Below are 23,438 nucleotides of genomic sequence, written 5' to 3'. Positions count from 1 at the left end.
GAGATTGACCCTCCCTCCCTGCAAAGCTAGTTTGCCCGCAACTGCGAAGAGAATGCTGCGACGCCGCATGATGGAGAGCCCGATGAAAGATACCCTGCCCGAAAGCCCGATCCTGTCGGACCTGCTGTCCCTGTCCCGCGCGGCGGTGGCCCCCGTGCGCCAATATGCGGATGCGGCGGCGGATGCCGTGGCCGCGCGCGTGACGGCAGGAGAGCGGATTTCGGGCAAGGCGCTGGAGGCCGACCAATACGCCGCACACGCGCTTGCCTGGGTTGCGACCTATGCGGAGAGCATCACCCAAATGGCCGCATGGGCCGAGGCGCTGGAGGCTGATGGCGCATTTGGTGAGATGGAGCAGCTTTTGCTACAGATCGGGCTGGGCGAATACCTTGCGCAATTGACGGGCGGCCTGCCCATGAGCCAGGGCGAATTGGCCCGGCCCGCGGATATTGGCGTGGCGGCAGAGGCACGCACAATGGCCACCGATCCCGCCATTTCCCGCCTGATCGCGCAGGGCAACACCGATACCGCCCGCCGCCACCTCGCCCGCCTGATGGTGGAGCGTGAGGGGGCGACCACATTCGGCGCGACGGGGCTGGATGATGAATTCGACATGGTGCGCGACCAGTTCCGCCGCTTCGCCCTCGACCGGGTGCTGCCCCATGCCCATGAGTGGCACCTGAAGGACGAGTTGATCCCCATGGGCATCATCGAAGAGATGGCAGAGCTTGGCGTGTTCTGCCTGACCATCCCGGAGGAGTTCGGCGGCTTCGGCATGGGCAAAACGGCCATGTGTGTCGTCTCAGAGGAATTGTCGCGCGGCTATATCGGCGTGGGCTCGCTCGGCACCCGGTCGGAGATCGCGGCTGAACTGATCCTGTGCGGCGGCACCGACGCGCAAAAGGCCGAATGGCTGCCGAAACTTGCCAGCGGTGAAACCCTGCCCACTGCGGTGTTTACCGAGCCCAACACCGGCTCCGACCTTGGTGCGCTGAAAACCCGCGCGGTTGAGGATGACGAGGGCTGGACGATCACGGGCAACAAGACATGGATCACCCATGGCGCGCGCACCGATGTGATGACCGTGCTCGCCCGCACGATCCCCGGCACCGACAATTACGCGGGCCTCTCGATGTTCCTCGCCCCGAAAACGCGCGGCACGGATGACACGCCCTTCCCCGATGACACCATCCATGGCGGGGAGATTGAAGTGCTTGGTTATCGCGGGATGAAGGAATACACCCTCGCGCTTGACGGGCATAAAGTGCCGAAAGACGCGCTTTTGGGCGGGGTTGAGGGCCAGGGCTTCAAACAGTTGATGCAAACCTTCGAATCGGCCCGCATCCAGACCGCAGCCCGCGCCATTGGCGTGGCGCAAAACGCGCTTGATGTGTCGATGCGCTACGCCCTTGAGCGGGAGACGTTCGGCAAAGCATTGGCGGAATATGGCCGAGTGTATTCAAAACTCGCCATGATGGCGGTGGAGATTATGATCGCGCGGCAGCTCACCTATTTCTCCGCCCGCGAGAAAGACGCCGATCGCCGCTGCGATCTGGAGGCGGGCATGGCCAAACTTTTGGGCGCGCGTGTGGCGTGGGCCGCAGCCGATAATGGCCTGCAAATCCATGGTGGCAACGGCTTTGCGCTGGAATACCCGATTTCGCGCATTCTGTGTGACGCGCGTATTCTCAACATTTTTGAGGGTGCGGCGGAAATTCAGGCACAGGTCATTGCCCGGCGCGTGCTGGAAAATCGCGCCAAGACCCGCTGACAATCACGGGTTGAGCATCGTTGCCACTCTCCAAGCGGCTTGTTACCCATGTGGCAACAAATGTTTGGGGAGTTTCATAATGCAACGATTAGGGATGATTGCGCTTGCCTGCGCGACCCTCGCCGCCTGCGAGCCTGTGCCAACCGACCAGGCCGCCCCATGGACCCCGCCGCCCCCGCCGGAGCGTTTGGGGGATGCGCAATGGCAACTCGCCACCCTCGCCGGGGAGGACGCGACGTCACTGATCCGTTTGCAGCTTTCCGGCAGCTTCATTGACGGTCAGGGACCGTGCAACAGCATTCAGGGCAATTACCTTGGCACCGGGCCGATCTTCCGCGTGGAAACGGTTGTCACCACCCGCGCGACCTGTCCCGAGATCGAATATGAGCAGGATTTCATCCAGACGCTGCTGACTGCCCGGTCGGGGCAGATTGAGGATCGCACCCTGACGCTTCTGGATGAGGGCGGGGCGGCGGTGATGACCTTCGACGCTTTCTATCCGGATGCCCCGGTAGAGGATGCGCCCGATCCGACCTGACGGGTTAAAACTGCGGCCAACCGGTCCCGCTCATCGGCAAGGCCCGCGCGCCCGAAGGCTGGCACCAGCCATTGCCGGATGAAATGACCGGTCAGCGACAAGCCATCGCGCAGTTGATCGGGCGGCGGCTCTAGGTCACGAAGGCCAAGAAAGGCCGGATTGGGCAGCAGCCGATCCGCCCACTCCCCCGCGCCGCCTCGGCTGACCGCCCGCCCCGATTTGGGAGAGACATAAGCAAGCTCTTGCGTCTGTCCGGTCACCGCACAGCGCGACAGATCCAGCCCGAACCCCAACTCGCCCAAGAGGTCCAATTCCCAAAGTACATAGGCCGCGTCCCATCTATGCCCGGCGACCATCGCGTCAAGCAAAACCCCGGTCCGACGATAAAGCGCGCCATGGGCCTCCCGCTCTGGCAGGCATTCGCGCAACAGACCGCAAATCGCGGTCAATCCGGCAAGCCCGGCCCGGTCCGACAAAAGCCCAGCCCGGCTGCGCACCGGCTCAACCCGAAAGCTCCCGATATGATCCTCAAGCCGCGCTTGCCATTCCACGGCCACTTGCGCGCCGGGTTGCAATACGGGGGTCATCTTGCGGGATGCCCCGCCGCGCACCACGCCCGCATGACGGCCCTGCGCTTCGGTGAATACCTGAACAATGGCAGAGCTTTCCCCATGGGGTCGCACGGAAAGAACAATGCCCTCCCCTTCCCATTGGATCACGACCCTGCTCCCAATTCACTTTCTCCAAATATCCACGCGCGTCAGCGCATGCCGCCCGTCAGGGCGGCATCCCCTCTTTACCGCAATCCGTCCTCTTCCAGAAGATGCCGCCCCGCGCGGTCCTCCACCTCGATGATCCACAGGTCAGGGTCATATTGGCGCTGCCGGTCAAGGGCGGCCTCGACCTCCGCGTCCGGGCCTGCGGCAAGTTCCGCCCAGACCCGTTCCCAATCCGCCCCATAGGTCCGGTGAAAGGCCCGCGCTTGCCCATCCAGCGTGTTGAGTTTGACGATAACGGCTCCTGCCGTTTCATCGCCCTTTGCAGTCACGAAACAGGGGATATCCGCCTGTGCCAGCCGTGCGCGATAGGCCGCGACCCAAAATCCGGTGGCAAGGCGCGGGGCGCTCATGTGCCCTTGGTGTCGGAAAAGTTCAGCCCCATTTCCTCATAGCGCTCGCTGTCTTCCATCCAGCCGGAGCGAACCTTGACCTGAAGGAAAAGATGCACGGGCCGATCCAGAAACTCGGCCATCTCGGCGCGTGCCGCCATCGACACCGCCTTGATCGTCTCACCCCGATTGCCAAGAACGATACCTTTGTGCCCGTCCCGCATCACATAGATCAGTTGGTCGATCCTGACCGAGCCGTCCTTGCGCTCCTCCCATTTTTCCGTCTCTACGGTCAGTTGGTAGGGCAATTCCTGATGCAGGCGCAGCGTCAGCTTTTCGCGGGTCATTTCCGCCGCGATCATGCGCAATGGCAGATCGGCAATCTGATCCTCGGGGTAGAGCCACGGGCCCGCGGGCACCTCATCGGCCAGCCATGCCCGCAGATCGCGCACCCCATGCCCGCGCTCAGCAGAGATCATGAAGGTCCGCTCGAACGGATAGGCGGCATTTGCCTCCTCGCTCAGCGCCAGCAGGGTTTCGGCCTTCACCCGGTCGATTTTGTTGATGGCGAGCGCGATGGTCTGGTCTTTCCGCTCTCCCAATCCTTCGATGATCGCGCGCACGCCATCCGTCAGGCCGCGATGCGCCTCGATCATCAGCACGACCACATCCGCATCCGCTGCCCCCGACCACGCAGCAGCGACCATCGCGCGGTCGAGCCCGCGTCGGGGTCGAAACAGGCCCGGTGTGTCCACAAACACAAGCTGGCTGTCGCCCTCAAGGGCGATGCCGCGAATGCGGGTGCGGGTGGTTTGCACCTTATGGGTCACGATCGACACTTTCGCGCCGACCATTTCATTGGTCAGGGTGGATTTGCCGGCATTCGGCTCCCCGATCAGGGCGACAAAGCCCGCGCGTGTTATCTTATCCGTCATCATTCAATCCTTCGATCCGCGCGAGCATCTGGGCGGCAGCCTCCTGCTGGGCCTGTCGTTTAGATTTCGCCGTGCCGCGCGCGGCCATGTCATTTTCCAACCGGACCTCAACGCCAAACACCGGCGCATGGTCCGGGCCGCTGCGATCCACATCCACATACCGGGGCAGCGCCCATCCGCGCGCCTGCGCCCATTCCTGAAGCTGGGTTTTCGGATCCCGCTCCATTTTGTCCGCGGCCTTGATCCTATCATGCCAGAGCCGCCGGATCACGCGGCGGGCCGCGTCAAACCCCGCATCGCGGTACACGGCGGCGATCACTGCCTCCATCCCGTCACCGAGAAGGGCAATCTTGCGCCGCCCGCCCGATTTCGCCTCTGCCCGGCCAAGGATCAGCGCCTCGCCAAGCCCGATGCTTTCGGCCACTTCGGCACAGGTTTCCTTGCGCACCAGCGCGTTGAGGCGCGGGGCGATGTCGCCCTCTTGCGCTGCCTTGTCCTGATCCAGCAGGGCCTCCGCGATAACAAGGTTCAAAACCCGATCACCAAGGAATTCCAGCCGTTCATTGGCGGGCCGCACGTTGGAGGAGATCGACGAATGCGTCAGCGCCGTTTCCAGCAAAGCGGGATTGGCGAACGCATGGCCGAGGTTTCGGGCAAAGGCCGTTTGCGCGGCAGTCAGGCTCACTCCAACCCCTCAAAGAAGCGATCAAACCGCCAGGACCAGATTGCGAACATGGACGACCCACCAGAGGAGAACACGACCATGCTGGTCCGACCGAGAAGGTTCTCAAAGGGCACGAACCCGACGCCACCCGCGCGCTGTGCCACGCGGCTGTCCACGGAATTGTCGCGGTTATCGCCCATGAAGAAATAGTTGCCTTCGGGCACGGTATAGGTCGGCGTGTTGTCGGTGTAGATATTGGCGGTATCGAGCACCGTATAGCTGACCCCATTGGGCAGCGTTTCGCGGTAAGCGCGCTTTTCACACGCCCCGCCAAGGGCAACCGGGCTGTTGGAACAGCGCGGCGTGTTGCCCGCCCCGCCCTGCGGTTCGAAGGTTTCGGTGAATACGCCCAGCGGCTCATGGGGCAGCATGTCGCCATTGAGGACCACACGCCCATCGACCATCTGCACCGTGTCACCCGGCATCGCGATCAGACGCTTGATGTAATCGGTGCCATTTGTGGGATGGCGGAACACGACGATATCGCCCCGCTCCGGCTCACTGGCGAACAACCGGCCCTCAATCGGGCAGATGGAGAACGGGCAGGAATACCGCGAATAGCCATAGGCCATCTTGTTCACGAACAGGAAATCGCCAATCAGCAGCGTTTCTTTCATAGAGCCGGACGGGATGTAGAACGGCTGGAAAAACAGCGTCCGGAACAGACCCGCCAAAAGCAGCGCGTAGACGATCGTTTTGACCGTTTCCAGAAATCCGCCTTCGTCCTTTTTTCCCATGCTCTCAGCCCTTGCTCAATGCTTCGCGCGCTTGTCTCCACTCGGGGGGACCGAGTCAAGGGTGGGCGCGTTGTTGGGGCGGGCTTCGATGGTCACGAAAGCCTGCGCCCATGGGTGATCGTCGGTGAGCGATACATGAATGATCGCGGTGTAGCCATCGGGCGTCATCTGCGCCAAGCGCCGCTTGGCCCAGCCTGTGACCTCCATCACCGGCTGCCCGGTATGCAGATTGCTCACGGCCATGTCTTTCCACGCGATGCCCATGCGCAAGCCAGTGCCGAGCGCCTTGGAGCAGGCTTCTTTCGCGGCCCAACGTTTGGCATAGCTCGCCACCCGCTCCGCCCGATTGTCGGAGCGGCGGCGTTCGGTATCGGTGAACACGCGATTGAGGAACCGCTCACCAAACCGATCAAGCGTGCGCCCGATCCGTTCGATATTGGCAAGATCGGTACCGATGCCAAGTATCACGTCAGCCTCGCCGTCAAAATCTTGAGGGCTGCCGCACCAAACAGGACGGCAAACGCGGCCTCAAACCCGCGCTTCATCCGCGCATAGGCCCGCATCGCACCACCGGTGGAGAACAGGACCGCATAGCCATGAAACACAATCGCACTTTGCAGGCCCACGGCGGCAATCACGATCATCAGGTCAGCGGGTGTGCTGCCCGGTGGCACACCGATGGCATACAATGAGCCGAAAAACAGGATCGCCTTGGGATTGGTCAGGTGCAGCGCCAAGCCCTTCGCATAGGCGCGGCCAAGCCGCCCTTTCGTGTCGATCTCAACCGTTTTGAGCGCGCCCCCTTTCCATGCGGATTTCGCGGATTTGAACGCCAGCCAGCCCAAATACGCGGCCCCGAGATAGCGCATCACCTCCACCGCCCAGACATGGCTGACCATGAGGGCGCTCAGACCGAGCGCCGCCGCGATGGACCAGATGAACGACCCGCTCGTCACGCCCGATGCAAGGGCAAGCCCCGCTGCCCGCCCTTGGGTCATCGCGGTGCCCGTGATGGCGAGCGTCGCGGGGCCGGGGCTGCCGCCTGCGATCAACGCAGCCCCTAGGATCAGCAACAGGTCCGGCCCGGTCATGCGGCACCCGACCCGAACGCATCCTGCCGCGCCTCATCCATCAGCGCGCGCATCCGCCGGATCGCACTGTCGAGCCCAGAGAAAATCGCCTCCCCAATCAGGAAATGCCCGATATTGAGTTCCATCACCTCCGGGAAGGCGGCGATGGGCTTCACCGTGTCATAGGTCAGGCCGTGGCCGGCATGGACCTCAAGCCCCAAGGATGTGGCATAGGCGGACATATCGGCGAGCCGCCTCAATTCGTCATCCCGCTCCGCAAAGCGGCCTTCGGAATGAGCATCGCAATAGGCGCCCGTGTGCAATTCGATCACCGGCGCGCCGATGCGTGCGGCGGCTTCGATCTGTCGTTTGTCGGCGGCGATAAAGATCGACACCCGGCACCCGGCCTCTGCCAATGGGGCGATGAAATGGGCAAGTCGGTTTTCCTCCCGCGCGACCTCAAGCCCGCCTTCGGTTGTGCGCTCCTCCCGCCGTTCAGGGACAATGCAGACAGCGTGCGGTTTGTGGCGCAGGGCGATGGCCTGCATCTCATCCGTGGCGGCCATCTCAAAATTCAGCGGCAGCGTCAGCGCCTCCATCAGGCGCTCGATATCCGGGTCGGTGATGTGGCGACGATCCTCGCGCAGATGCGCGGTGATGCCATCGGCCCCAGCAGCTTCGGCCAGTTTTGCCGCGCGTACCGGGTCAGGATAGGCCCCGCCACGGGCATTCCGCACGGTGGCCACATGGTCAATATTCACGCCAAGCCGCAGCCGGCCCAAGGGTTGATCTGTCATCGCCATGTCCTTCCATAGCCTTCGGTTTCCAAGAGATAGACCGAAATTTCGCGCAGGTCAGCCCTTGGGCGGGGAATGTTTTGCGTTGCCCGCTTTGAGCGCGGCCTTTTCGGCGGCGAGCCGCGCACGGGCTTCCCGTTTTGCGACCCGCGCGCGCAACTTATCCCGCCGGCGCTTCTGATAGGCCGCGACAAGCGGGCGGCTGACAAAGAACGTGATCGCGCCCGCGATCAGACCCGGGATCAGACCGCCGACCATGTATGGCAGGAAAAGTTCCTGAAAGAAGGTGCCGAGCATCCCCCAAGCGGCAGGCACATCCGTCACGAGGCTTTTCATCGTTTGCCAAACGCCAAGAAACGCCTTGGCAAAGGCGAAGGCGACAAGCTCAAAATCATTCATCGTCTCTGAGCTATGCCCGATGCCGAGCACCTTGCGCCCGAACCACAGGCTGATGGTCGCGATCAGAGGAAACGTGGCGGGATTGCCGAAAAACGTACCGATCATCGCGGCCAGCACATTGCCACCAATCAGCCATGCCAGCGCCGCTGCCGCCGCGATGTGAAACCCAAAGAGCGGCGTAAAGCAGACAAACACCCCAACCGCGAGACCCAGCGCCACCTTGCTTGGCCGATCCGGCAGGCGCCGCAGCCGGTGCCCCATATAGCCCAGCGCGCGCATCCATCCGGTGCGCGGCATCACATAGGCGCGCAACCGTTCGGCACGGGAGAGCGGGTTTCGCCTTTTGAACACCGGGGATCAGCCTCGCTTCATCGGACTATGGTTTCGGGGCGACGGCGGTATTGGTCCGCAGACGCCGCACGGATGACACCGCAGAATCGGCCTCAATCGCCGTCTGAATACGCAAAATATGCTTCAAATCTTTGACTTCCAGTTCAAAGCGGAAGGTGTAGAAATCCGGCTTGCGGTCTTCCAACTCGATATTGGCGATATTCGCCCCATGCTCCCCAATAAGAGAGCAGACACGCCCCAGAACACCAGCATCATTGCCCATGATGACATGCAAATCGGCGCGGAAGATACCAAGGCTTTGCCCGTCTCCCCATTTCAGATCGACCCAGCGTTCGGGCTGATCCTCATATTCCTGCAAACGCGGGCAGTCGATGGCATGGACGACCACGCCATGCCCGCGAAAGGTGATGCCGATGATCCGCTCTTCGGGCAAGGGGCGGCAGCAGGTGGCGGGCTGCACCGATTGCCCCGGCTCAAGCCCGATCACGCCCGATGGCGTCGCATCTTTTCCATCGGCGGCGGCCTTGCGCTCAGGATAGAGGAAGCCGACCACCTCATCCGCCGATTGCTCTGCGGCACCGATCTGGCGCAACAATTCCTCGCGGTCCACGCCGATAAACCGTTTCGCGGCGGTGCCCAGCGCCTTGTCTGTCAGCTTTTTGCCGACCTTCTCGAACGCGACGCGGGCAAATTCGCGGCCCAGCCGGATTTGACTTGCGCGCTTTTCTTCGCGCGCGGCACGGCGGATCGCGGCCTTGGCCTTACCGGTGACAACGTGGTCCTCCCAAGTGATCGGCGGGGTCTGACCGGGGGCAGAGATGATGACCACAGATTGCCCATTGCGCAGTTGCGCAAACAGCGGAATGCGCTTTCCATCCGCCTTCGCGCCGACGCAGCTATCACCAAGCTTGGTATGGATCGCATAGGCAAAGTCAATCGGCGTGGCACCACGCGGCAGCTTGACCACCTCGCCCTTGGGCGTGAAGCAGAACACCTGATCGGAGAACATCTCCAGCTTCACATGCTCAAGGAACTCTGCCGGGTTCTCCGCTGCGGTCAGCCGATCCTGCAAACCCTGAAGCCACGCGACGGGATCGGTGGCAAACCGGTTTTCCAGCCGAACGCCGTCCTTGTAGGACCAATGCGCCGCGACGCCGCTTTCGGCCACTTCGTGCATTTCCTGTGTGCGGATCTGGATCTCCACCCGCCGCGCACGACGGCCTGACACCGTGGTGTGGATGGAGCGGTATCCGTTGCTTTTGGGTTGGCTGATATAATCCTTGAACCGACCCGGCACCGCAGCCCAGCGCCTGTGCACCGCGCCAAGCGCCACATAACAATCCCGCTCATCCTGCGTGACAATGCGAAAGCCGTAAATGTCGGACAGGCGGTGAAACTCGATCTGGTCATCGGGCGTATTCGCGGTAGGAGAGCCGCCATCTGTGGCCTTCAATTTCTTCCAGATCGAATAGGGGCGTTTTTCGCGGCCCGTGACGGTGGCCTTGACCCCGGCCTTGCGCAGCTCAAGCTCGATGTCTTGCGCGATTGCGGGGATCACATCATCGGTTTCGCGGCGCAGGATCACGAAATGGCGCAGGATCGCGTCGCGGGCCTCGGGGTTGAGCACCTTGAAGGACAAGTCCTCCAATTCCTCCCGCATCCCCTGCATCCCCATCCGACCAGCGAGGGGGGCATAAATCTCCATCGTCTCGGCGGCTTTCTGGGCCTGCTTGTCGGGCGACATATGCTTGATCGTGCGCATATTGTGCAATCGGTCGGACAGCTTGACCAGAAGCACACGGATGTCAGCGGACATAGCGACAAAGAGTTTTCGGAAATCCTCCGCCTGCCGGGTTTCCTTGGACGCGAGTTGCAGTTTTGTCAGTTTGGTCACGCCGTTGACGAGATTGGCGATCTCCTCCCCGAACAGGTCCACCACCTCGTTATGGGTGGATTGCGTGTCCTCCACCGTGTCGTGCAACAAGGCCGTGACGATGGTCGCGTCATCAAGCCGCTGATGCGCGAGCATCACTGCCACTTCAATGGGATGGGTGAAATACGGCTCGCCAGAGCGCCGCTTCTGCCCGTCATGGGCCGCCGCGCCATAGGCATAGGCGCGGATGATCAGATCGCTGTCAGAGCTTGGGTTATACGACTTGACCAGAGCGGCAAGCTCTTGAGCCGTGGGGGAGAAGGCTGCGTGGCCTTCTCCTGTGGACGAGGCTTTCGCTCCGTCCGGCACGCGGTGTTACTGCCCGGCCTGCGCTTCGAGAAGCGCCTTGAGGAGGGCATCCTCGGACATATCATCTTCGGGCGCGTCGGACGTCTCACCCATCAGGGCGGGCATCCGATCATCTTCCGGCTCGTCCACTTCGATCTGGTCCTGCTCAGCGCCGATCGCGTCCTCGCGCAGGGTATCAACGGCAATGGTCTCTTCCGCGATTTCGCGCAGGGCAACGACCCCGTCCTTGTCATTGTCGCGATCCACGGTCAGCGGCGCACCGGTGGACAGTTCACGCGCACGGTGCGCCGCGAGCATGACAAGCTCGAAACGGTTCGGAACCTTATCTACGCAATCTTCAACGGTGACACGGGCCATGCGGCATCCTCCAAAACTCGGTCCTGCGGGGCGAACCCTGCACATATCGCGCATGATAGCCGGATGCAAGGGCGGCCCGGCGTGTTTCCCCTAGAGTTTGCGTGGAATAGCACGGATTTGTGCCAATTCCGCCGCAGGCCGGGCATCCCGCATCTCCGTGACCGTTTTGCCTGTCACGGGATGGCGCCAATCGGCGGCGATATCGGCCAGCGGGACAAGCACAAATCCCCGCTCATGCAGGCGCGGATGGGGCAGCAACAGCATATCCGGCGTCAGGGTCGCTGCCTCCTCAGCCGTCAGGCCCATCCATTCGGTCAGGACGGCCCTGTCCGGCAGAATGCGCGCGCCCTCGGCCAAAAGATCAAGGTCCAGCACCCGTGGCCCCCAGCGTTTGACGCGCTGCCGCCCCGCATCAGCTTCGATCTGATGCAGGAGCGCCAGAAAATCGGCAGCGGCAAGGCTGCTTTTGACCCGTGCCGCCGCATTGGCGAAGTCCGGGCCGGACCCAGCCGGATAAGCAGGCGTGGCGTAGAAAGCGCTGACGGCCTCCACCTCTACACCCTTTGCGGCAAGGGATGTGAGCGCCCATTCGAGGGTGTCAACCGGCGCGCTGTTGCCTGTCGGAACATTCGCGCCAAGGGCGATCAGATAGTCATGCATTGCCGCCCCCTGCCCTTGCATCCGTCACGCAGCGGCGTAGAGTGAGGGTGCATAGCAAAAATTGCATATTTGACCAATATATGGGTTCCAACATGTTCTATCAAAACGAAAAACTGGCCCTCTTTGTAGATGGCGCAAACCTGTATTCGGCGGCACGCGCGCTCGGCTTTGACATTGATTTCAAGAAGCTCCGTGCAGAATTCATGCGCCGTGGGCGGCTTTCGCGGGCATTCTATTACACCACCTTGCTGGAAAACGAGGATTATTCACCGATCCGCCCGCTGATTGATTGGCTCGATTACAACGGGTTCACGATGGTGACCAAGCAGGCACGGGAATTCACCGATTCGGCAGGGCGGCGTAAGATCAAGGGCTCCATGGATGTGGAACTTGCGGTCGATGCGATGGAAATGGCCAAGCATGTGGATCACATCGTGCTGTTCTCCGGCAATGGGGATTTCAAACCCCTCGTCGCCGGGCTTCAGCGGATGGGCGTGCGGGTGTCGGTCGTGTCCACGATCCGCAGCAATCCACAGATGATTTCCGATGATTTGCGCCGTCAGGTGGACAATTTCATCGAGTTGGACGACCTCAAGGATGTCATCGGCCGCCCCGCGCGGGAGCCGCGCGACGACGACATGATCGAGACATAAGGTCCCCTTTTCCGTTGCCCGGCTTTGCCCCATAGTGTCAGGCGACGTTTACAGGAGATTCGCCCCCATGGCCCAGCCGCTGAAACTCTATCTCGCCGCGCCGCGTGGATTTTGCGCAGGTGTCGACCGCGCCATCAAGATCGTGGAAATGGCCTTGGAAAAATGGGGCGCGCCCGTCTATGTGCGGCACGAAATCGTTCATAACAAATATGTCGTCGATGATCTGAAGGCGAAGGGCGCGGTGTTTGTGGAGGAGTTGGACGACTGCCCGCAGGACCGCCCGGTGATCTTTTCCGCCCATGGCGTGCCAAAGGCCGTCCCGCAGGAAGCGCAGCGGCGCAATATGGTTTTTGTGGACGCGACCTGCCCCCTTGTCAGCAAGGTGCATATCGAGGCGGAGCGCCATCACCAGAACGGCTTGCAGATGGTCATGATCGGCCATGCGGGCCATCCCGAGACAGTGGGCACGATGGGTCAGCTTCCCGTGGGCGAAGTCATCCTTGTCGAAACGGTCGAGGATGTGGCGCAGATCACGCCGCGCGATCCTGAAAAGCTCGCGTTTATCACCCAGACAACCCTGTCGGTCGATGATACGGCAGATATCGTCGCAGCCCTTCAGGCCCGCTTCCCCAAAATTGTCGGCCCCCATAAAGAAGACATCTGTTACGCCACCACCAACCGGCAGGAAGCGGTCAAGGCCGTGGCACCGTTGGTGGATGCGCTGCTCGTCATCGGCGCGCCGAATTCGTCCAATTCGCGCCGTCTGGTCGAGGTTGGCTCAAAGGCGGGCTGCAAATATGCGCAGCTTGTCCAGCGGGCCGCGGATATCGACTGGCGCGCGTTGGAAGGGATCACCTCCGTCGGGATCACCGCTGGTGCCTCCGCGCCTGAAGTGCTGATCGACGAGGTTATCTCTGCCTTTGGCAATCGCTATGAGGTCACCGTCGAAATCGTCGAGACGGCGCAGGAGAACGTGGAATTCAAGGTGCCGCGCGTGCTGCGCGAAAAAGTGGCCTGAGCGCCTGCCAACTCCCCAGAATTGGGGGCAGACAGGCAGCTTTTCTACGATTAGGGTTTGTGGAACTATTCCTTGGAGTGTTCCCATGATCGGACCTGAATTCCTCATCACCGCCCTGATTGTTGTCCTCGCGCCCGGCACTGGCGTGGTCTATACGCTGTCCGTCGCCCTGACCCGGGGCTGGCGGGCGATGGTTGCGGCGGCTGTAGGATGCACATTCGGGATCGTACCGCATCTGGTGGCTGCCATTCTGGGATTGGCGGCGATCCTTCATGCCAGCGCGCTGGCTTTCCAGATCGTAAAATTCGCGGGCGTCGCGTTCCTTTTGTATATGGCATGGATGACCCTGCGGGAGGCGGGCGCGATGAACGTTGGCGCGCAGACCACACCGCGCACCTATCTCAAAACGGGATTGCGCGCCGTGGCGATCAACGTGCTGAACCCCAAACTGTCGCTGTTTTTCCTCGCCTTTCTGCCGCAATTCATCCAGCCCGGCGCGAGCAATGAAACGGTGCAAATGGCGGTGATGGGCGGCGCGTTCATGGCGCTGACATTCGCCGTATTTCTGCTCTATGGCTTTGCGGCGGCAGCAGCGCGGCGTCATGTGCTTGGCAATGTGACGGTGATGAAATGGCTGCGGCGCGTCTTTGCCATGGCATTTGGCGCACTGGCGCTGCGTTTGGCGGCGGAAACCCGCTAAGGCTCCCGCCGCCTGACGCGGAACCACCTCCCCCAAGGTGATCCGCGAAACTGGAACCATGCGCTGCGCCCGATGCGGCCCCTCATCCGCAGGGGGCGCAGCTATGGTGCCCCACCGATGGTCAGACCCCCTCATGCCTGATCCCTCGTCTCAGGGGGGAAACGGCATGAGCGCGCAATTGGTTCACGCGGATGGGCCGATAAAATCGTTACAATTTGAAACCCCCTGAAACCGCTACATTTCTTTTTCAATAAAAAGCGGAACCGGGGCTGCCGTGCGGCCCTGATCCGCGTTAAAACCCAAACCATCAGCACAAAAGGAGCCACGATGTTTGCCAGCATTCCAAGACCAGCCCTGATCCTTGGTGCGGCGGGATTGCTGCCATTCCTGTGGGCGGTGGCGATGATCCTGTTGCCGCAGGGCACATTGCCCGCGCTTTGGTTCCTGCCAAACGGGCCGAATGGCGGTCAGGTCGTTTTGGTGCGCTACGGCACGATCATCCTTGCGTTCATGGGCGGCTGCCTGTGGGGGTTTGCCGCCCAACCGGGCCGCAGCCCCAGCATGAGCGAATTGACCATGACGGTGCTGCCAGCCATCTGGATCTTTTTCGCGCTATCAAGCGGCATGGACGTGTCCATCTGGGCGATTTTTGCAGGATTTCTGGCGCTCTTGTTGGCGGATGTGACGTTTCAGCGGGGCGGGATCGCGCCGGTCTGGTGGCTGGCGCTGCGCATCCCGCTGACAACCGTGGTGTGCATCTGCCTCCTGATCGGGGCGCTGGCATGACCGCCTTTTTCGCCTATACGGATGGGGCGTGTTCCGGCAATCCCGGCCCCGGCGGCTGGGGCGTTGTGCTTCAGGCCAAGGACGGCGATCAAATCCTCAAGGAGCGGGAATTGAGCGGCGGCGCACCCGACACGACCAACAACCGCATGGAACTGATGGCCGCGATCAGCGCATTGGAGGCGCTTGGCCGCCCCACAGCGATCACGCTCGTGACCGATTCCGTTTATGTCAAAGACGGGCTGACCAAGTGGATTCATGGCTGGAAACGCAATGGCTGGAAAACCGCCGCCAAAAAGCCCGTGAAGAACGCGGAACTTTGGCAGCGGCTCGACACCGCGCAGGCCCGGCATGATGTGTCATGGGAATGGGTAAAGGGCCATGCGGGCCACCCGGAAAATGAGCGGGCGGATGCCTTGGCCCGCGCGGGCATGGCCCCGTATAAGCCGCAAAAGACGGGATAGGGCGCGCACCCCACGAAGGCAAACTCTTCACTTTCTGGGATTGCCCCGCGCGGTCTGCTCGCATAAATCCCTGTCATGACCTTACGCAAGATCCTCATTCACCCCGATGCGCGCCTGCGCAAAACCTGCGATCCGGTCGCGGATGTCAGCGATCAGCTGCGCGCGCTCGCTGACGATATGCTGGAGACCATGTATGAGGCGCCGGGCATCGGCCTTGCCGCGCCCCAGATCGGCGTTCTGCACCGCATGTTCGTCATGGATTGCGCCAGCCGCGACGAGGGGCAGGAGCCGACCCCGATGGTGCTTCTGAACCCGGAGATTATCGCGGCCTCGGACGAGACGAATGTCTATGAGGAAGGCTGCCTGTCGATCCCCGAGCAATATGCCGAAGTCACCCGACCCAAGGCTGTCACCATGCGTTGGCTCGGCCTTGATGGCGAGGAACATCAGGCGGATTTCGATGGCATCTGGGCCACCTGCGCGCAGCATGAGTTGGATCATCTCAACGGCAAGCTGTTCATTGACCATCTGGGGGCTGTCAAACGCACGATGATCACCAACAAGATGAAAAAGCTGAAAAAGGCCCGCGCCTGACATGCCGCGCCCTTTCGTGATGTGGCCCGATGCCCGCCTGCGCCGGATCGCGGACCCGGTGGAGGCGGTCACGGACGAGGTGCGCGCGATCTGGGACGAGATGCTGGAGGCAATGTACGCCATGCCGGGCGTCGGACTTGCCGCGCCGCAACTCGGCATCAATCTGCGGCTCGCGGTCGTCGATTGCTCCGCCGCGCAGAACGCGCCGATCCGGCTGGCAAACCCTGAGATCCTCCATGCCTCGGTCAAACTGCGCGCCCATGAGGAAGCCAGCCCGAACCTGCCCGGCGTCTCCGCCACGATTGAGCGGCCACGGGCGGTCACGGTCCGCTACCTCGATGAAACAGGGGCGGCGGTGGAGCGCGATTTCGTGCAGCTAGAGGCGACATCCGTGCAGCATCAGATTGACCATTTGAACGGTCAGTTGTTCATCAGCCATCTTGGCCCGGTGAAGCGCAAGATGCTCGTTGAGAAATCCCGCAAATGGCAGCGGAGGGGTGGTTGATGCGCATTGTGTTCATGGGCACGCCCGACTTTTCCGTCGCCGCACTCGATGCTCTGATCGACGCGGGCCATGAGGTGATTTGCGCCTATACCCAGCCGCCCCGCCCCGCCGGGCGCGGGCAAAAGCTACGGCCCTCCCCCGTCCACACACGGGCAGAGGCGTTGGGGATTGAGGTGCGGCACCCGAAATCCCTGAAATCGGCAGAGGCACAGGCGGAATTCGCGGCTCTTGGTGCGGATATCGGTGTGGTCGTGGCCTATGGCCTGATCCTGCCACAAGCGATCCTTGATGCACCGACGCGCGGATGCCTCAATATCCACGCCTCCCTCCTGCCCCGATGGCGCGGGGCCGCGCCCATTCAGCGTGCGATCATGGCAGGGGATGGGGAGACCGGGGTGTGCATCATGCAGATGGATGCGGGCCTTGATACCGGGGACGTGTTGTTGCGGGAGGCGCTGGCAATCGCACCGGAGGATACGGCGGCGACCCTCCATGACAAGTTGCAAACGCTTGGTGCGCGCCTCATCGTCGACACCCTGTCGCGGATTGAGACAGTGACACCCGCCCCACAGTCCGAGGACGGCGTGACCTATGCCGCCAAGATCGACAAGGCAGAGGCGCAGATCGACTGGACCAAACCGGCTTACGAGGTGGACAGGCTCATTCGCGGCATCTCCCCCTTTCCCGGCGCATGGACGATGATCGGGGATCAGCGGGTGAAAATCCTTGGCTCCCGCCCTATATCAGAGCAAGGCGCGCCGGGTCAGGTGCTGGAGGATGGACTGAGCGTGGCCTGCGGCACGGGCGCGATCACAATCACCGCCGCCCAGCGCGCTGGCAAAAAGGCGCAGGACGCAGACGGATTGCAGATGGGCCGGGTCTTTACCCCCGGCACCATATTGGGAGGCTAGACGATGGGATTTTTCGCATTTTTCGGCACCTTGGTTCTGGCCGGGATCATTGGCTATGTCTCTGAAAAATATGGCTTCACCCGCAATGGGATCATCCCGTCGATGATCATCTGCCTTGGTGGCGCAACGCTGTTTTTCATGATCACCGTGATGTTCGGCATCCGATTTGGCAGCCCGGGCGTGAATGCGATCGTGTCCTCCATCGGTGCGCTGGTGATCGTGCCGACCCATTACCGGGGACGGCGAAAGTAGGGCTTGCGCCCGGCGACCAGCGCAATAGGTTTCTGTCCATCAGGACAGGAGCGACCACATGACCAGCCAATTTGACGAAGTAATCGACCGCCGAGGCACGCATTCGGTGAAATGGGACGCGTGCGAGGCGCTCTATGGTGTCAGCCCCGATGATGGCATCGCCATGTGGGTCGCGGATATGGATTTCAAACCGCCCCAATGCGTGAATGATACACTCGCCGCTGCGGTGGCGCATGGCGTACATGGCTATTTCGGGGATGACCGGGCCTATAAGGACGCGATCAAGGGGTGGATGCTGCGCCGCCATGGCTGGCAGGTTGAGGATGACTGGATCCTGACCACGCATGGGCTGGTCGCGGCAGTTGGCCTTGCCCTTCAAGCCTATTCCAAACCGGGCGACGGGATCATCCTGTTCACACCTGTCTATCACGCCTTTGCCAAGATGATTAACGCCAATGACCGCACCCTGGTGGAAAGCGAAATGCGGCTTGAGGGTGGGCAGTACCACATGGACCTTGGGTCGCTGGAAGCGTCACTGAGCGGATCGGAATCGATGCTGATCCTCTGCTCCCCGCACAATCCCGGTGGTCGGGTCTGGACGGAGGACGAGCTGCGCGCCGTGGGCGATTTCTGCGTCAAGCATGACCTGATCCTTGTCGCGGATGAAATCCACCATGACCTCGTGTTCTCAGGCCAAAAGCATCACGTCTTTCACAAGATCATGCCGGAGATCGCGGATCGTCTGGTGATGCTGACCGCAGGGTCCAAGACGTTCAACCTTGCAGGCGGGATGACGGGAAACGTCATCATCTCCGACCCCGATCTGCGCGCGCGGTTTTCCAAGGTGCACATGGCCGCAGGGGCAAGCCCCAACCGCTTCGGCATCCTGATGTCCACCGCCGCCTATTCCGAAGGGGATGCGTGGCTCGATGAGTTGGTCGCCTATATCGACGGCAACCGCAAAATCTTTGACGAGGGGATCAACACGATCCCGGGTGTCAAAAGCATGGAGATGGGGGCGACCTACCTGGCATGGGTCGATTTCGCGGATACCGGAATGGCACGAGAGGAATTCGTGCGCCGGATCGAGCAGGACGCGAAGATCGCGGCCAATTACGGCCCGACCTTCGGCAAGGGTGGCGATACGTTCATGCGCTTCAACCTCGCCACACCCCGCGCGGTGGTGAAAGAGGCCGTGGCACGGATGCAGAACGCGTTTTCAGACCTGCAATAACCCTGCCATACGCCGTGCGATGGCGGGCACGTTCCCGCCATCCGCAGCCTCGGCAATATCCTCTCCCGACAGCGCCCCGAACTTAAAGCCATGGCCGCTATCTGCCGTGGCAAAAAGCGCAGCGCCCTCCTGATGCATGAGGAAGCGTTCTTCCTCCGCCATGAGGTAGAAATTCACATGCGGCTCCACCACGGTGAACCGCTCGATACCCTTGAACCGCCCCTGATAGGCGCCCATCACCGCGTCGATATCAGCCTGACGCACCGCGCGTTCCGTCGCCGGGTCGCCGGGCTGGGTATAGGCCCCGAACCCGAGTTTCATCGGCAGTCCTGCTATGGGCGGCATACCCCAAAGGTCATCCTCCCCGCCAAGATCAATCCAGCATGGGCCAGCCTCCCAAGCTTCGCGCAGATCGTCGGGCGGCAGCGCATAGATCACGGTCACCCGCCGGGGATGAACCTTGGGCGCGAGCGCCGGGCAGAACGCGCCCGTCTCGATCCCGGCGGTCACGATGATGCGGTCCGCGTGATGCCGCCCTGTCGTGCTGCGCAGACTGCCTGCCGGGTCAACCTCCGTCACCGGGCTGTGCTCATGGATCACGACGCCCGCGCCCCGGAGCCACGCCGCGAGGGCTGCCAGGATACGCCTCGCCATCAGCGCCCCACCATCCCGCGTGAGGAGGCCATAGCGCACACCGTCCGTCTCAAGCATCGGATAGCGGGCGGCGACCTCATCCGGGTCCAAAAGATCGCTGCGCACACCGCGCGCGGCCATGGTCGCGCGGCAGCGATCCGTCCAGTCGCCCTCCTCTCGCGACAGGCCAAGGATGCCGAGCGGCGCGTAAGGCCGCTCCCCCAGATCGTCGAACATCCGGTCCCATGCGCTGAACGCCTCTGAAATCCGGGCGGCATAGCCGGGATCGGTATAATGGCTGCGGATCAGGCGGTGGTGATCGGTGCTCGCGGCCTTGGGGTTGGGCACTGGCCCTGCCTCGAACACTTCCACATCCCAGCCGCGTTTGGTCAGCGCCCATGCGGTGCTTAGCCCGTTGATCCCTGCTCCCACGATCAGCGCCTTGGCCATGCTGTCCTCCCTGCGGTTTTCGACAGTGAGACGTGACCGGACAAAAAGGTCAAGCATCGGTGGAAACCCCGCGCGCTTCGGCCTACAACCGACGTCAATTCTGTTGCTGGAGTGCGCGCCATGGTCGATCCGATTGCCTTTTCCGAAACCAGTCTGGACCGGGCCGCCCATCTGCGTGAGCCGGACGCGCTGGCCCGCGCGGCCGCCGATCCGGCGGCGCGATGTGTGCCGGTGTGGCGCGGCAAACCGTTGATTGAAACCACCGAAGAGGGCCTGCGCGCGGGCTGGCTGCCGATGGACGCAGAGGTGCTGCGCGAAGGCGGTGAGATGCTGTTTCTGGGCCTGTCCCATGGCGCGCCGCGCTTCACCGTCGATATCTCCGCTTGGGTCGATCCGAGCCTTGATGCGGACGCGATGCGCGCCTTCATCGACCAAAGCATCAACCACCATCCCAGCCTGCCCGAGCGGTATGGCTTCACCGCGCTGCGCAGCGCCATGGGCGGCTTGAGCGGCTATGAGGCCGGGGATTTGGCGACCGCCCGTGCGATCCTTGAATGGCAACGCACCCATCCCCATTGCGCGCGGTGTGGTGCCAAAAGCAACGTGAACAAGGGCGGCTGGCAGCGCACCTGCCCTGACTGCGGCGCGCATCATTTCCCGCGCACCGATCCTGTGGTCATCATGCTGATCACCCATGGCAATGACGTGCTGTTGGGCCGCTCTCCCGGCTGGCCGGAGGGGATGTATTCTCTGCTCGCGGGTTTCATGGAACCGGGCGAAACGATCGAGGCGGCAGTGCGCCGCGAGGTGGTCGAAGAAACACAGATCGAGGTCGGCCCGGTGACCTATCTCGCCTCTCAACCGTGGCCCTTTCCCTCCTCCCTGATGATCGGCTGCAAGGGGGAGGCGCTGACCCGCGACATCACCCTTGATCCGGTGGAGGTGGAGGACGCAATGTGGGTGAGCAAGGAGCGGTGCATGATGGCAATGGCCGGGCACGACCCCGATCTGCTGCCTGCGCGCAAGGGGGCAATCGCACGCTCCCTTCTGGAAATGTGGCTCGCGGACGAGGCGTGAATGAAGCTCCACCATGAAGACCTGATCGAATGCGACGACGAGCGCGCCAAAGCGATCCTGACCGATCCATGCCGTCTGTCCCTTGGCGTGGAGGAGGTGGCTGTCAGCCCAAACGGCACTGGCGCATGGCGGCTCACCGGCAGCTATCGTGACAAAGAGCGGGAAGCCGCCCTGATCCGCCTGCCGGAGGAGGAGGATGGCCACATGCGGTGGCTTTTGTCCGGCGGCGGTTATCGGGCCAAGATCACGGTCGCCCTGCACCCCCGCTCCCCCCGCAAGACCGAGTTGCGCGTCACCACTGAACTGAGTGCAGAGACATTGCGCGCGCGCCTTGCCCTGCGCGGCATGGGGCTTGCCGAGGCGCGCATCGCCAAACGCTACAAGAAAGCCGTGAAGCGGCTAGGCAATCATGTGGAGGTGCTGGCGCGGTCCTGACGGGGCCTTGCCGCCAAGGAGGAATGTCATCGCGATGGAAGCCCTCTCCCAATTTGCCTTGCCCGCGCTGTCGGTGCTGGTTCTCTTGGCGGTATCGACGTTGATCGGGCTTGGTCAGGTGCGCAAGACCATCTCGATCTTTGAAGCCAATCACGATCTGAAGAAAGACTCCGCGGGGTGGCTGCGTTCCGTCACGGGGTGGCTTGTGATCGTGATCTGGCTTTCGTTTACATGGCTGATTGCGACGGTGATTGGCGATTGGGCCGTGACCGGCGATCTGGACGCGGCGGTGGATCGGGGGACGGTGCGGCTCTGGGTGCTGCTTGAACTTCTGTCCGCCCTGTCGGATTCGTGATGACCGGGGGCGCGCAGGTTCATCAGATTGATCTTTTGTGCCTCGCATGCGGGGGCCAATGCCTGTTTGATCCGCGCGCGCAGGAACTGACCTGCCACAGCTGCGGCACCTATCGCCCGCTCTCCAGCGACGGGGACGCGCGCGCGGCGGATGAGTTTCCCTACGATCCCGACCGGCCAGAGGCCGAACAGCCCGCGTTTCAGGGTGAACAGATCCACAAATGCCAAACCTGCGGCGGCGAGGTCGTGTTTGCCGGGCCGTCCCTGTCCGACAGATGCGCCTATTGCGATGGCCCTGTGGTGCGCGGCACCGAACAAAGCGCGTTTGAAACCATGGCCGTCATTCCCTTTGCCCGCACACACGAGGACGCGGCGCGCGGCATCGCGGCGTGGATCAAGGGCCGGATCGCAGCACCAGATGACCTCAAGGATATCGCGTCACAGGGCCGGTTGGCCCCAATCTATGTCCCGTTCTGGACATTCGATTCGCAGGAAGCCGTCGAATATTGGGCCACGTATGTGGTGGGCAGCGGTAAACATCGCCGGACCCGCGAGACCACTGGCAAGATGCGGATCACCTTCGATGATCTGTTGGTCCCGGCCTCCCCCCATGTCACGCCGTTGATCCGCGACGGCATCCTCCATGATTTTGACCCGTCGCGCCTGCGTGCCTATCAACCAGGGTTTATCGCTGGGTTCGCGGCGGAACGGCATCATATGACGGTGGACGAAGGCTTACGCGCCAACGCTGATGACAAGGATCTGCTGATCCGCAACCGCATCATCCGCAAGGTCGATAAGCGCGGCACCGAGGTGCAGCGCTACCGGACGGACACAACCGGCATCCATTATCGCCGTATCCTGCTGCCGGTTTGGATTTTGCACTACAGCTATGGCGGGCGGGCCAAGAAAATCGTGGTCTCCGGCATTGATGGCCGGACCTATGGCGAGCGGCCCTTTTCCCGCTCGAAACTGGCGGCCTATGCGTTTGCGGTGACAGTTTTGACGGTCTTGGTTGGCCTTGTTTGGGGCGCTGTTGCCGTGATGTGACGCCGCGCTGCAATCTGTGTTTGCGGGCTGGACGATGCCAGCAGCCCGGAGTACCCGCTCTGCTTGGCTTTGGGATCATCACCTCCCGGCAGCATCCGAAAAGGGTCTCATTTTGCACGACAAAATCACGTTCACACGATTGACGACCATTCCCGCAGAAGAAATCGCGGCGCATATGTCCGACCCACGCGTGGCCGAGCATATGCCGCTGCTGAAATCGCATTGGGACGTGGCAGCGGTGGACCGGTTCGTCGCATTCAAAGAGGCAAGCTGGGCGCGCGACGGGCTGGGGCACTGGGCGTTCCTCAACGATGGCGCCTATGTCGGTTGGGGCGGATTTCAGAAGGAAGGGGACGAATGGGATTTCGGGCTGGTCCTAAGGCCGGACGTTTTCGGCCTTGGCCGCCGGATCACGCAAAAGGCGCTCGCATTTGCCAAGGGTGACGACCGCATTCCCTTCGTGACCTTTTTGCTGCCGCCATCGCGCAAACATCTGGGCGCGCTAAGAAAACTCGGGGCGACGCAGATTGGCACAGTTGACTATGACGGGGAGACATTCCTCAAATTCCGGCTGGAAACGCGCTAACGCCTGCCCCCCAGTGTGGCGCGGTCGCAAAGGGTGGGAGGACTGCGCCC

The 23,438-nt window shown here is 62.2% G+C and carries 30 protein-coding genes; 17 read left to right on the top strand and 13 right to left on the bottom strand.

Going from position 1 to position 23,438, the window contains the following annotated elements; genetic code table 11:
* Positions 1-82: 82 nt before the first annotated feature.
* A complete protein-coding gene (locus FHS89_RS06515) occupies positions 83-1,771 on the top strand; it encodes an acyl-CoA dehydrogenase family protein (RefSeq protein ID WP_184009745.1) in 1,689 nt (562 codons plus the stop codon).
* A 79-nt stretch (positions 1,772-1,850) separates the two neighbouring features.
* The gene (locus FHS89_RS06510) at positions 1,851-2,309 is read left to right on the top strand and encodes an META domain-containing protein (RefSeq protein ID WP_184009743.1); all 459 of its coding nucleotides are present in this window, start codon (positions 1,851-1,853) and stop codon (positions 2,307-2,309) included.
* Here the strand turns inward: FHS89_RS06510 and recO are convergent.
* The 12 genes from recO to folK all read right to left on the bottom strand — a co-directional run bounded on the left by recO (position 2,267) and on the right by folK (position 11,689).
* Positions 2,267-3,028 carry a DNA repair protein RecO gene (gene recO, locus FHS89_RS06505; protein WP_184009741.1) on the bottom strand — a complete coding sequence of 254 codons (762 nt, stop codon included), beginning with the start codon at positions 3,026-3,028 and terminating at the stop codon, positions 2,267-2,269. The two genes, FHS89_RS06510 and recO, sit on opposite strands and share 43 nt — an antisense overlap.
* 77 nt (positions 3,029-3,105) lie before the next feature.
* Positions 3,106-3,438: a DUF1491 family protein gene (locus tag FHS89_RS06500; RefSeq protein WP_184009739.1), complete on the bottom strand. Its 333-nt coding sequence runs from the start codon at positions 3,436-3,438 to the stop codon at positions 3,106-3,108.
* On the bottom strand, positions 3,435-4,352 hold the full coding sequence (era, locus tag FHS89_RS06495) for a GTPase Era (protein WP_184009737.1): 918 nt from the start codon (positions 4,350-4,352) through the stop codon (positions 3,435-3,437). The genes FHS89_RS06500 and era overlap by 4 nt, the downstream gene beginning before the upstream one ends.
* On the bottom strand, positions 4,342-5,037 hold the full coding sequence (gene rnc / locus FHS89_RS06490; RefSeq protein WP_184009735.1) for a ribonuclease III: 696 nt from the start codon (positions 5,035-5,037) through the stop codon (positions 4,342-4,344). The genes era and rnc overlap by 11 nt, the downstream gene beginning before the upstream one ends.
* Complete coding sequence (gene lepB, locus FHS89_RS06485) at positions 5,034-5,813, bottom strand: signal peptidase I (RefSeq protein ID WP_184009733.1); 780 nt, start codon at positions 5,811-5,813, stop codon at positions 5,034-5,036. The genes rnc and lepB overlap by 4 nt, the downstream gene beginning before the upstream one ends.
* Before the next feature lie 15 nt (positions 5,814-5,828).
* Positions 5,829-6,281 (bottom strand): holo-ACP synthase, encoded by a 453-nt coding sequence (gene acpS / locus FHS89_RS06480; protein WP_184009731.1) that lies wholly within the window; start codon positions 6,279-6,281, stop codon positions 5,829-5,831.
* Positions 6,278-6,904 (bottom strand): LysE family translocator, encoded by a 627-nt coding sequence (locus FHS89_RS06475; RefSeq protein ID WP_184009729.1) that lies wholly within the window; start codon positions 6,902-6,904, stop codon positions 6,278-6,280. Before FHS89_RS06475 ends, acpS begins: the two co-directional genes overlap by 4 nt.
* The gene (locus FHS89_RS06470; protein WP_184009727.1) at positions 6,901-7,680 is read right to left on the bottom strand and encodes a pyridoxine 5'-phosphate synthase; all 780 of its coding nucleotides are present in this window, start codon (positions 7,678-7,680) and stop codon (positions 6,901-6,903) included. The genes FHS89_RS06475 and FHS89_RS06470 overlap by 4 nt, the downstream gene beginning before the upstream one ends.
* A gap of 57 nt (positions 7,681-7,737) precedes the next feature.
* Positions 7,738-8,430 (bottom strand): DUF2062 domain-containing protein, encoded by a 693-nt coding sequence (locus FHS89_RS06465; RefSeq protein WP_343051351.1) that lies wholly within the window; start codon positions 8,428-8,430, stop codon positions 7,738-7,740.
* Between the two features lie 25 nt (positions 8,431-8,455).
* Entirely contained in the window at positions 8,456-10,672 is a 2,217-nt protein-coding gene (locus tag FHS89_RS06460; protein WP_184009725.1) for a RelA/SpoT family protein, read from the bottom strand.
* Between the two features lie 6 nt (positions 10,673-10,678).
* On the bottom strand, positions 10,679-11,029 hold the full coding sequence (gene rpoZ / locus FHS89_RS06455; RefSeq protein WP_184009723.1) for a DNA-directed RNA polymerase subunit omega: 351 nt from the start codon (positions 11,027-11,029) through the stop codon (positions 10,679-10,681).
* A 90-nt stretch (positions 11,030-11,119) separates the two neighbouring features.
* Positions 11,120-11,689 carry a 2-amino-4-hydroxy-6-hydroxymethyldihydropteridine diphosphokinase gene (folK, locus tag FHS89_RS06450; protein WP_184009721.1) on the bottom strand — a complete coding sequence of 190 codons (570 nt, stop codon included), beginning with the start codon at positions 11,687-11,689 and terminating at the stop codon, positions 11,120-11,122.
* Positions 11,690-11,781: 92 nt separating this feature from the next.
* Here folK and FHS89_RS06445 point away from each other — a divergent pair, with 92 nt between their 5' ends.
* From FHS89_RS06445 to FHS89_RS06400, 10 genes are all read left to right on the top strand, one after another.
* Positions 11,782-12,342 carry a LabA-like NYN domain-containing protein gene (locus FHS89_RS06445; protein WP_184009719.1) on the top strand — a complete coding sequence of 187 codons (561 nt, stop codon included), beginning with the start codon at positions 11,782-11,784 and terminating at the stop codon, positions 12,340-12,342.
* Positions 12,343-12,409: 67 nt separating this feature from the next.
* The gene (gene ispH / locus FHS89_RS06440; RefSeq protein WP_184009717.1) at positions 12,410-13,360 is read left to right on the top strand and encodes a 4-hydroxy-3-methylbut-2-enyl diphosphate reductase; all 951 of its coding nucleotides are present in this window, start codon (positions 12,410-12,412) and stop codon (positions 13,358-13,360) included.
* A gap of 85 nt (positions 13,361-13,445) precedes the next feature.
* Positions 13,446-14,060: a LysE family translocator gene (locus FHS89_RS06435; RefSeq protein ID WP_184009715.1), complete on the top strand. Its 615-nt coding sequence runs from the start codon at positions 13,446-13,448 to the stop codon at positions 14,058-14,060.
* 327 nt (positions 14,061-14,387) lie between these two features.
* Complete coding sequence (locus tag FHS89_RS06430) at positions 14,388-14,846, top strand: DUF3429 domain-containing protein (RefSeq protein ID WP_184009713.1); 459 nt, start codon at positions 14,388-14,390, stop codon at positions 14,844-14,846.
* Positions 14,843-15,307, top strand: a complete 465-nt coding sequence (rnhA, locus tag FHS89_RS06425; protein WP_184009711.1) for a ribonuclease HI — start codon at positions 14,843-14,845, stop codon at positions 15,305-15,307. Before FHS89_RS06430 ends, rnhA begins: the two co-directional genes overlap by 4 nt.
* A gap of 75 nt (positions 15,308-15,382) precedes the next feature.
* Complete coding sequence (gene def / locus FHS89_RS06420; protein WP_184009709.1) at positions 15,383-15,901, top strand: peptide deformylase; 519 nt, start codon at positions 15,383-15,385, stop codon at positions 15,899-15,901.
* Position 15,902: 1 nt separating this feature from the next.
* Complete coding sequence (gene def / locus FHS89_RS06415; protein ID WP_184009706.1) at positions 15,903-16,406, top strand: peptide deformylase; 504 nt, start codon at positions 15,903-15,905, stop codon at positions 16,404-16,406.
* A complete protein-coding gene (gene fmt, locus FHS89_RS06410; protein WP_184009704.1) occupies positions 16,406-17,317 on the top strand; it encodes a methionyl-tRNA formyltransferase in 912 nt (303 codons plus the stop codon). Before def (FHS89_RS06415) ends, fmt begins: the two co-directional genes overlap by 1 nt.
* A 3-nt stretch (positions 17,318-17,320) precedes the next feature.
* Complete coding sequence (locus FHS89_RS06405) at positions 17,321-17,569, top strand: hypothetical protein (RefSeq protein WP_184009702.1); 249 nt, start codon at positions 17,321-17,323, stop codon at positions 17,567-17,569.
* 58 nt (positions 17,570-17,627) lie between these two features.
* Positions 17,628-18,803 carry a MalY/PatB family protein gene (locus FHS89_RS06400; RefSeq protein WP_184009700.1) on the top strand — a complete coding sequence of 392 codons (1,176 nt, stop codon included), beginning with the start codon at positions 17,628-17,630 and terminating at the stop codon, positions 18,801-18,803.
* On the opposite strand, the gene FHS89_RS06395 is transcribed toward FHS89_RS06400, so the two are convergent.
* Positions 18,789-19,886 carry an NAD(P)/FAD-dependent oxidoreductase gene (locus tag FHS89_RS06395; RefSeq protein WP_184009698.1) on the bottom strand — a complete coding sequence of 366 codons (1,098 nt, stop codon included), beginning with the start codon at positions 19,884-19,886 and terminating at the stop codon, positions 18,789-18,791. The genes FHS89_RS06400 and FHS89_RS06395 overlap by 15 nt on opposite strands.
* A 120-nt stretch (positions 19,887-20,006) precedes the next feature.
* Between FHS89_RS06395 and nudC the strand changes: the two genes are divergently transcribed.
* The 5 genes from nudC (at position 20,007) to FHS89_RS06370 (ending at position 23,388) form a co-directional block, all read left to right on the top strand.
* The gene (gene nudC / locus FHS89_RS06390; protein ID WP_184009696.1) at positions 20,007-20,963 is read left to right on the top strand and encodes an NAD(+) diphosphatase; all 957 of its coding nucleotides are present in this window, start codon (positions 20,007-20,009) and stop codon (positions 20,961-20,963) included.
* Positions 20,964-21,398: a hypothetical protein gene (locus FHS89_RS06385; protein ID WP_184009694.1), complete on the top strand. Its 435-nt coding sequence runs from the start codon at positions 20,964-20,966 to the stop codon at positions 21,396-21,398.
* Between the two features lie 34 nt (positions 21,399-21,432).
* The gene (locus FHS89_RS06380) at positions 21,433-21,753 is read left to right on the top strand and encodes a hypothetical protein (protein WP_184009692.1); all 321 of its coding nucleotides are present in this window, start codon (positions 21,433-21,435) and stop codon (positions 21,751-21,753) included.
* Positions 21,753-22,802, top strand: a complete 1,050-nt coding sequence (locus tag FHS89_RS06375) for a hypothetical protein (protein WP_184009690.1) — start codon at positions 21,753-21,755, stop codon at positions 22,800-22,802. The genes FHS89_RS06380 and FHS89_RS06375 overlap by 1 nt, the downstream gene beginning before the upstream one ends.
* Positions 22,803-22,926: 124 nt before the next feature.
* Positions 22,927-23,388, top strand: coding sequence for a GNAT family N-acetyltransferase (locus FHS89_RS06370; RefSeq protein WP_425502780.1), 462 nt, complete (start codon positions 22,927-22,929; stop codon positions 23,386-23,388).
* Positions 23,389-23,438: the final 50 nt, after the last annotated feature.

The organism is Rubricella aquisinus (genome assembly GCF_014199445.1).
Taxonomy (GTDB): domain Bacteria; phylum Pseudomonadota; class Alphaproteobacteria; order Rhodobacterales; family Rhodobacteraceae; genus Rubricella; species Rubricella aquisinus.
The sequence above is the reverse complement of the archived record's forward strand: the minus strand, read 5'-3'. Positions and strand labels throughout refer to the sequence as shown.

Coding starts and splice junctions, on each gene's coding strand:
- FHS89_RS06515 (WP_184009745.1), top strand. CDS start 83: ATGAAAGATACCCTGCCCGAAAGCCCGATCCTGTCGGACCTGCTGTCC.
- FHS89_RS06510 (WP_184009743.1), top strand. CDS start 1,851: ATGCAACGATTAGGGATGATTGCGCTTGCCTGCGCGACCCTCGCCGCC.
- FHS89_RS06500 (WP_184009739.1), bottom strand. CDS start 3,438: ATGAGCGCCCCGCGCCTTGCCACCGGATTTTGGGTCGCGGCCTATCGC.
- era (WP_184009737.1), bottom strand. CDS start 4,352: ATGACGGATAAGATAACACGCGCGGGCTTTGTCGCCCTGATCGGGGAG.
- lepB (WP_184009733.1), bottom strand. CDS start 5,813: ATGGGAAAAAAGGACGAAGGCGGATTTCTGGAAACGGTCAAAACGATC.
- FHS89_RS06475 (WP_184009729.1), bottom strand. CDS start 6,904: ATGACCGGGCCGGACCTGTTGCTGATCCTAGGGGCTGCGTTGATCGCA.
- FHS89_RS06470 (WP_184009727.1), bottom strand. CDS start 7,680: ATGACAGATCAACCCTTGGGCCGGCTGCGGCTTGGCGTGAATATTGAC.
- rpoZ (WP_184009723.1), bottom strand. CDS start 11,029: ATGGCCCGTGTCACCGTTGAAGATTGCGTAGATAAGGTTCCGAACCGT.
- folK (WP_184009721.1), bottom strand. CDS start 11,689: ATGCATGACTATCTGATCGCCCTTGGCGCGAATGTTCCGACAGGCAAC.
- FHS89_RS06445 (WP_184009719.1), top strand. CDS start 11,782: ATGTTCTATCAAAACGAAAAACTGGCCCTCTTTGTAGATGGCGCAAAC.
- ispH (WP_184009717.1), top strand. CDS start 12,410: ATGGCCCAGCCGCTGAAACTCTATCTCGCCGCGCCGCGTGGATTTTGC.
- FHS89_RS06435 (WP_184009715.1), top strand. CDS start 13,446: ATGATCGGACCTGAATTCCTCATCACCGCCCTGATTGTTGTCCTCGCG.
- FHS89_RS06430 (WP_184009713.1), top strand. CDS start 14,388: ATGTTTGCCAGCATTCCAAGACCAGCCCTGATCCTTGGTGCGGCGGGA.
- rnhA (WP_184009711.1), top strand. CDS start 14,843: ATGACCGCCTTTTTCGCCTATACGGATGGGGCGTGTTCCGGCAATCCC.
- def (WP_184009709.1), top strand. CDS start 15,383: ATGACCTTACGCAAGATCCTCATTCACCCCGATGCGCGCCTGCGCAAA.
- def (WP_184009706.1), top strand. CDS start 15,903: ATGCCGCGCCCTTTCGTGATGTGGCCCGATGCCCGCCTGCGCCGGATC.
- fmt (WP_184009704.1), top strand. CDS start 16,406: ATGCGCATTGTGTTCATGGGCACGCCCGACTTTTCCGTCGCCGCACTC.
- FHS89_RS06405 (WP_184009702.1), top strand. CDS start 17,321: ATGGGATTTTTCGCATTTTTCGGCACCTTGGTTCTGGCCGGGATCATT.
- FHS89_RS06400 (WP_184009700.1), top strand. CDS start 17,628: ATGACCAGCCAATTTGACGAAGTAATCGACCGCCGAGGCACGCATTCG.
- FHS89_RS06395 (WP_184009698.1), bottom strand. CDS start 19,886: ATGGCCAAGGCGCTGATCGTGGGAGCAGGGATCAACGGGCTAAGCACC.
- nudC (WP_184009696.1), top strand. CDS start 20,007: ATGGTCGATCCGATTGCCTTTTCCGAAACCAGTCTGGACCGGGCCGCC.
- FHS89_RS06385 (WP_184009694.1), top strand. CDS start 20,964: ATGAAGCTCCACCATGAAGACCTGATCGAATGCGACGACGAGCGCGCC.
- FHS89_RS06380 (WP_184009692.1), top strand. CDS start 21,433: ATGGAAGCCCTCTCCCAATTTGCCTTGCCCGCGCTGTCGGTGCTGGTT.
- FHS89_RS06375 (WP_184009690.1), top strand. CDS start 21,753: ATGACCGGGGGCGCGCAGGTTCATCAGATTGATCTTTTGTGCCTCGCA.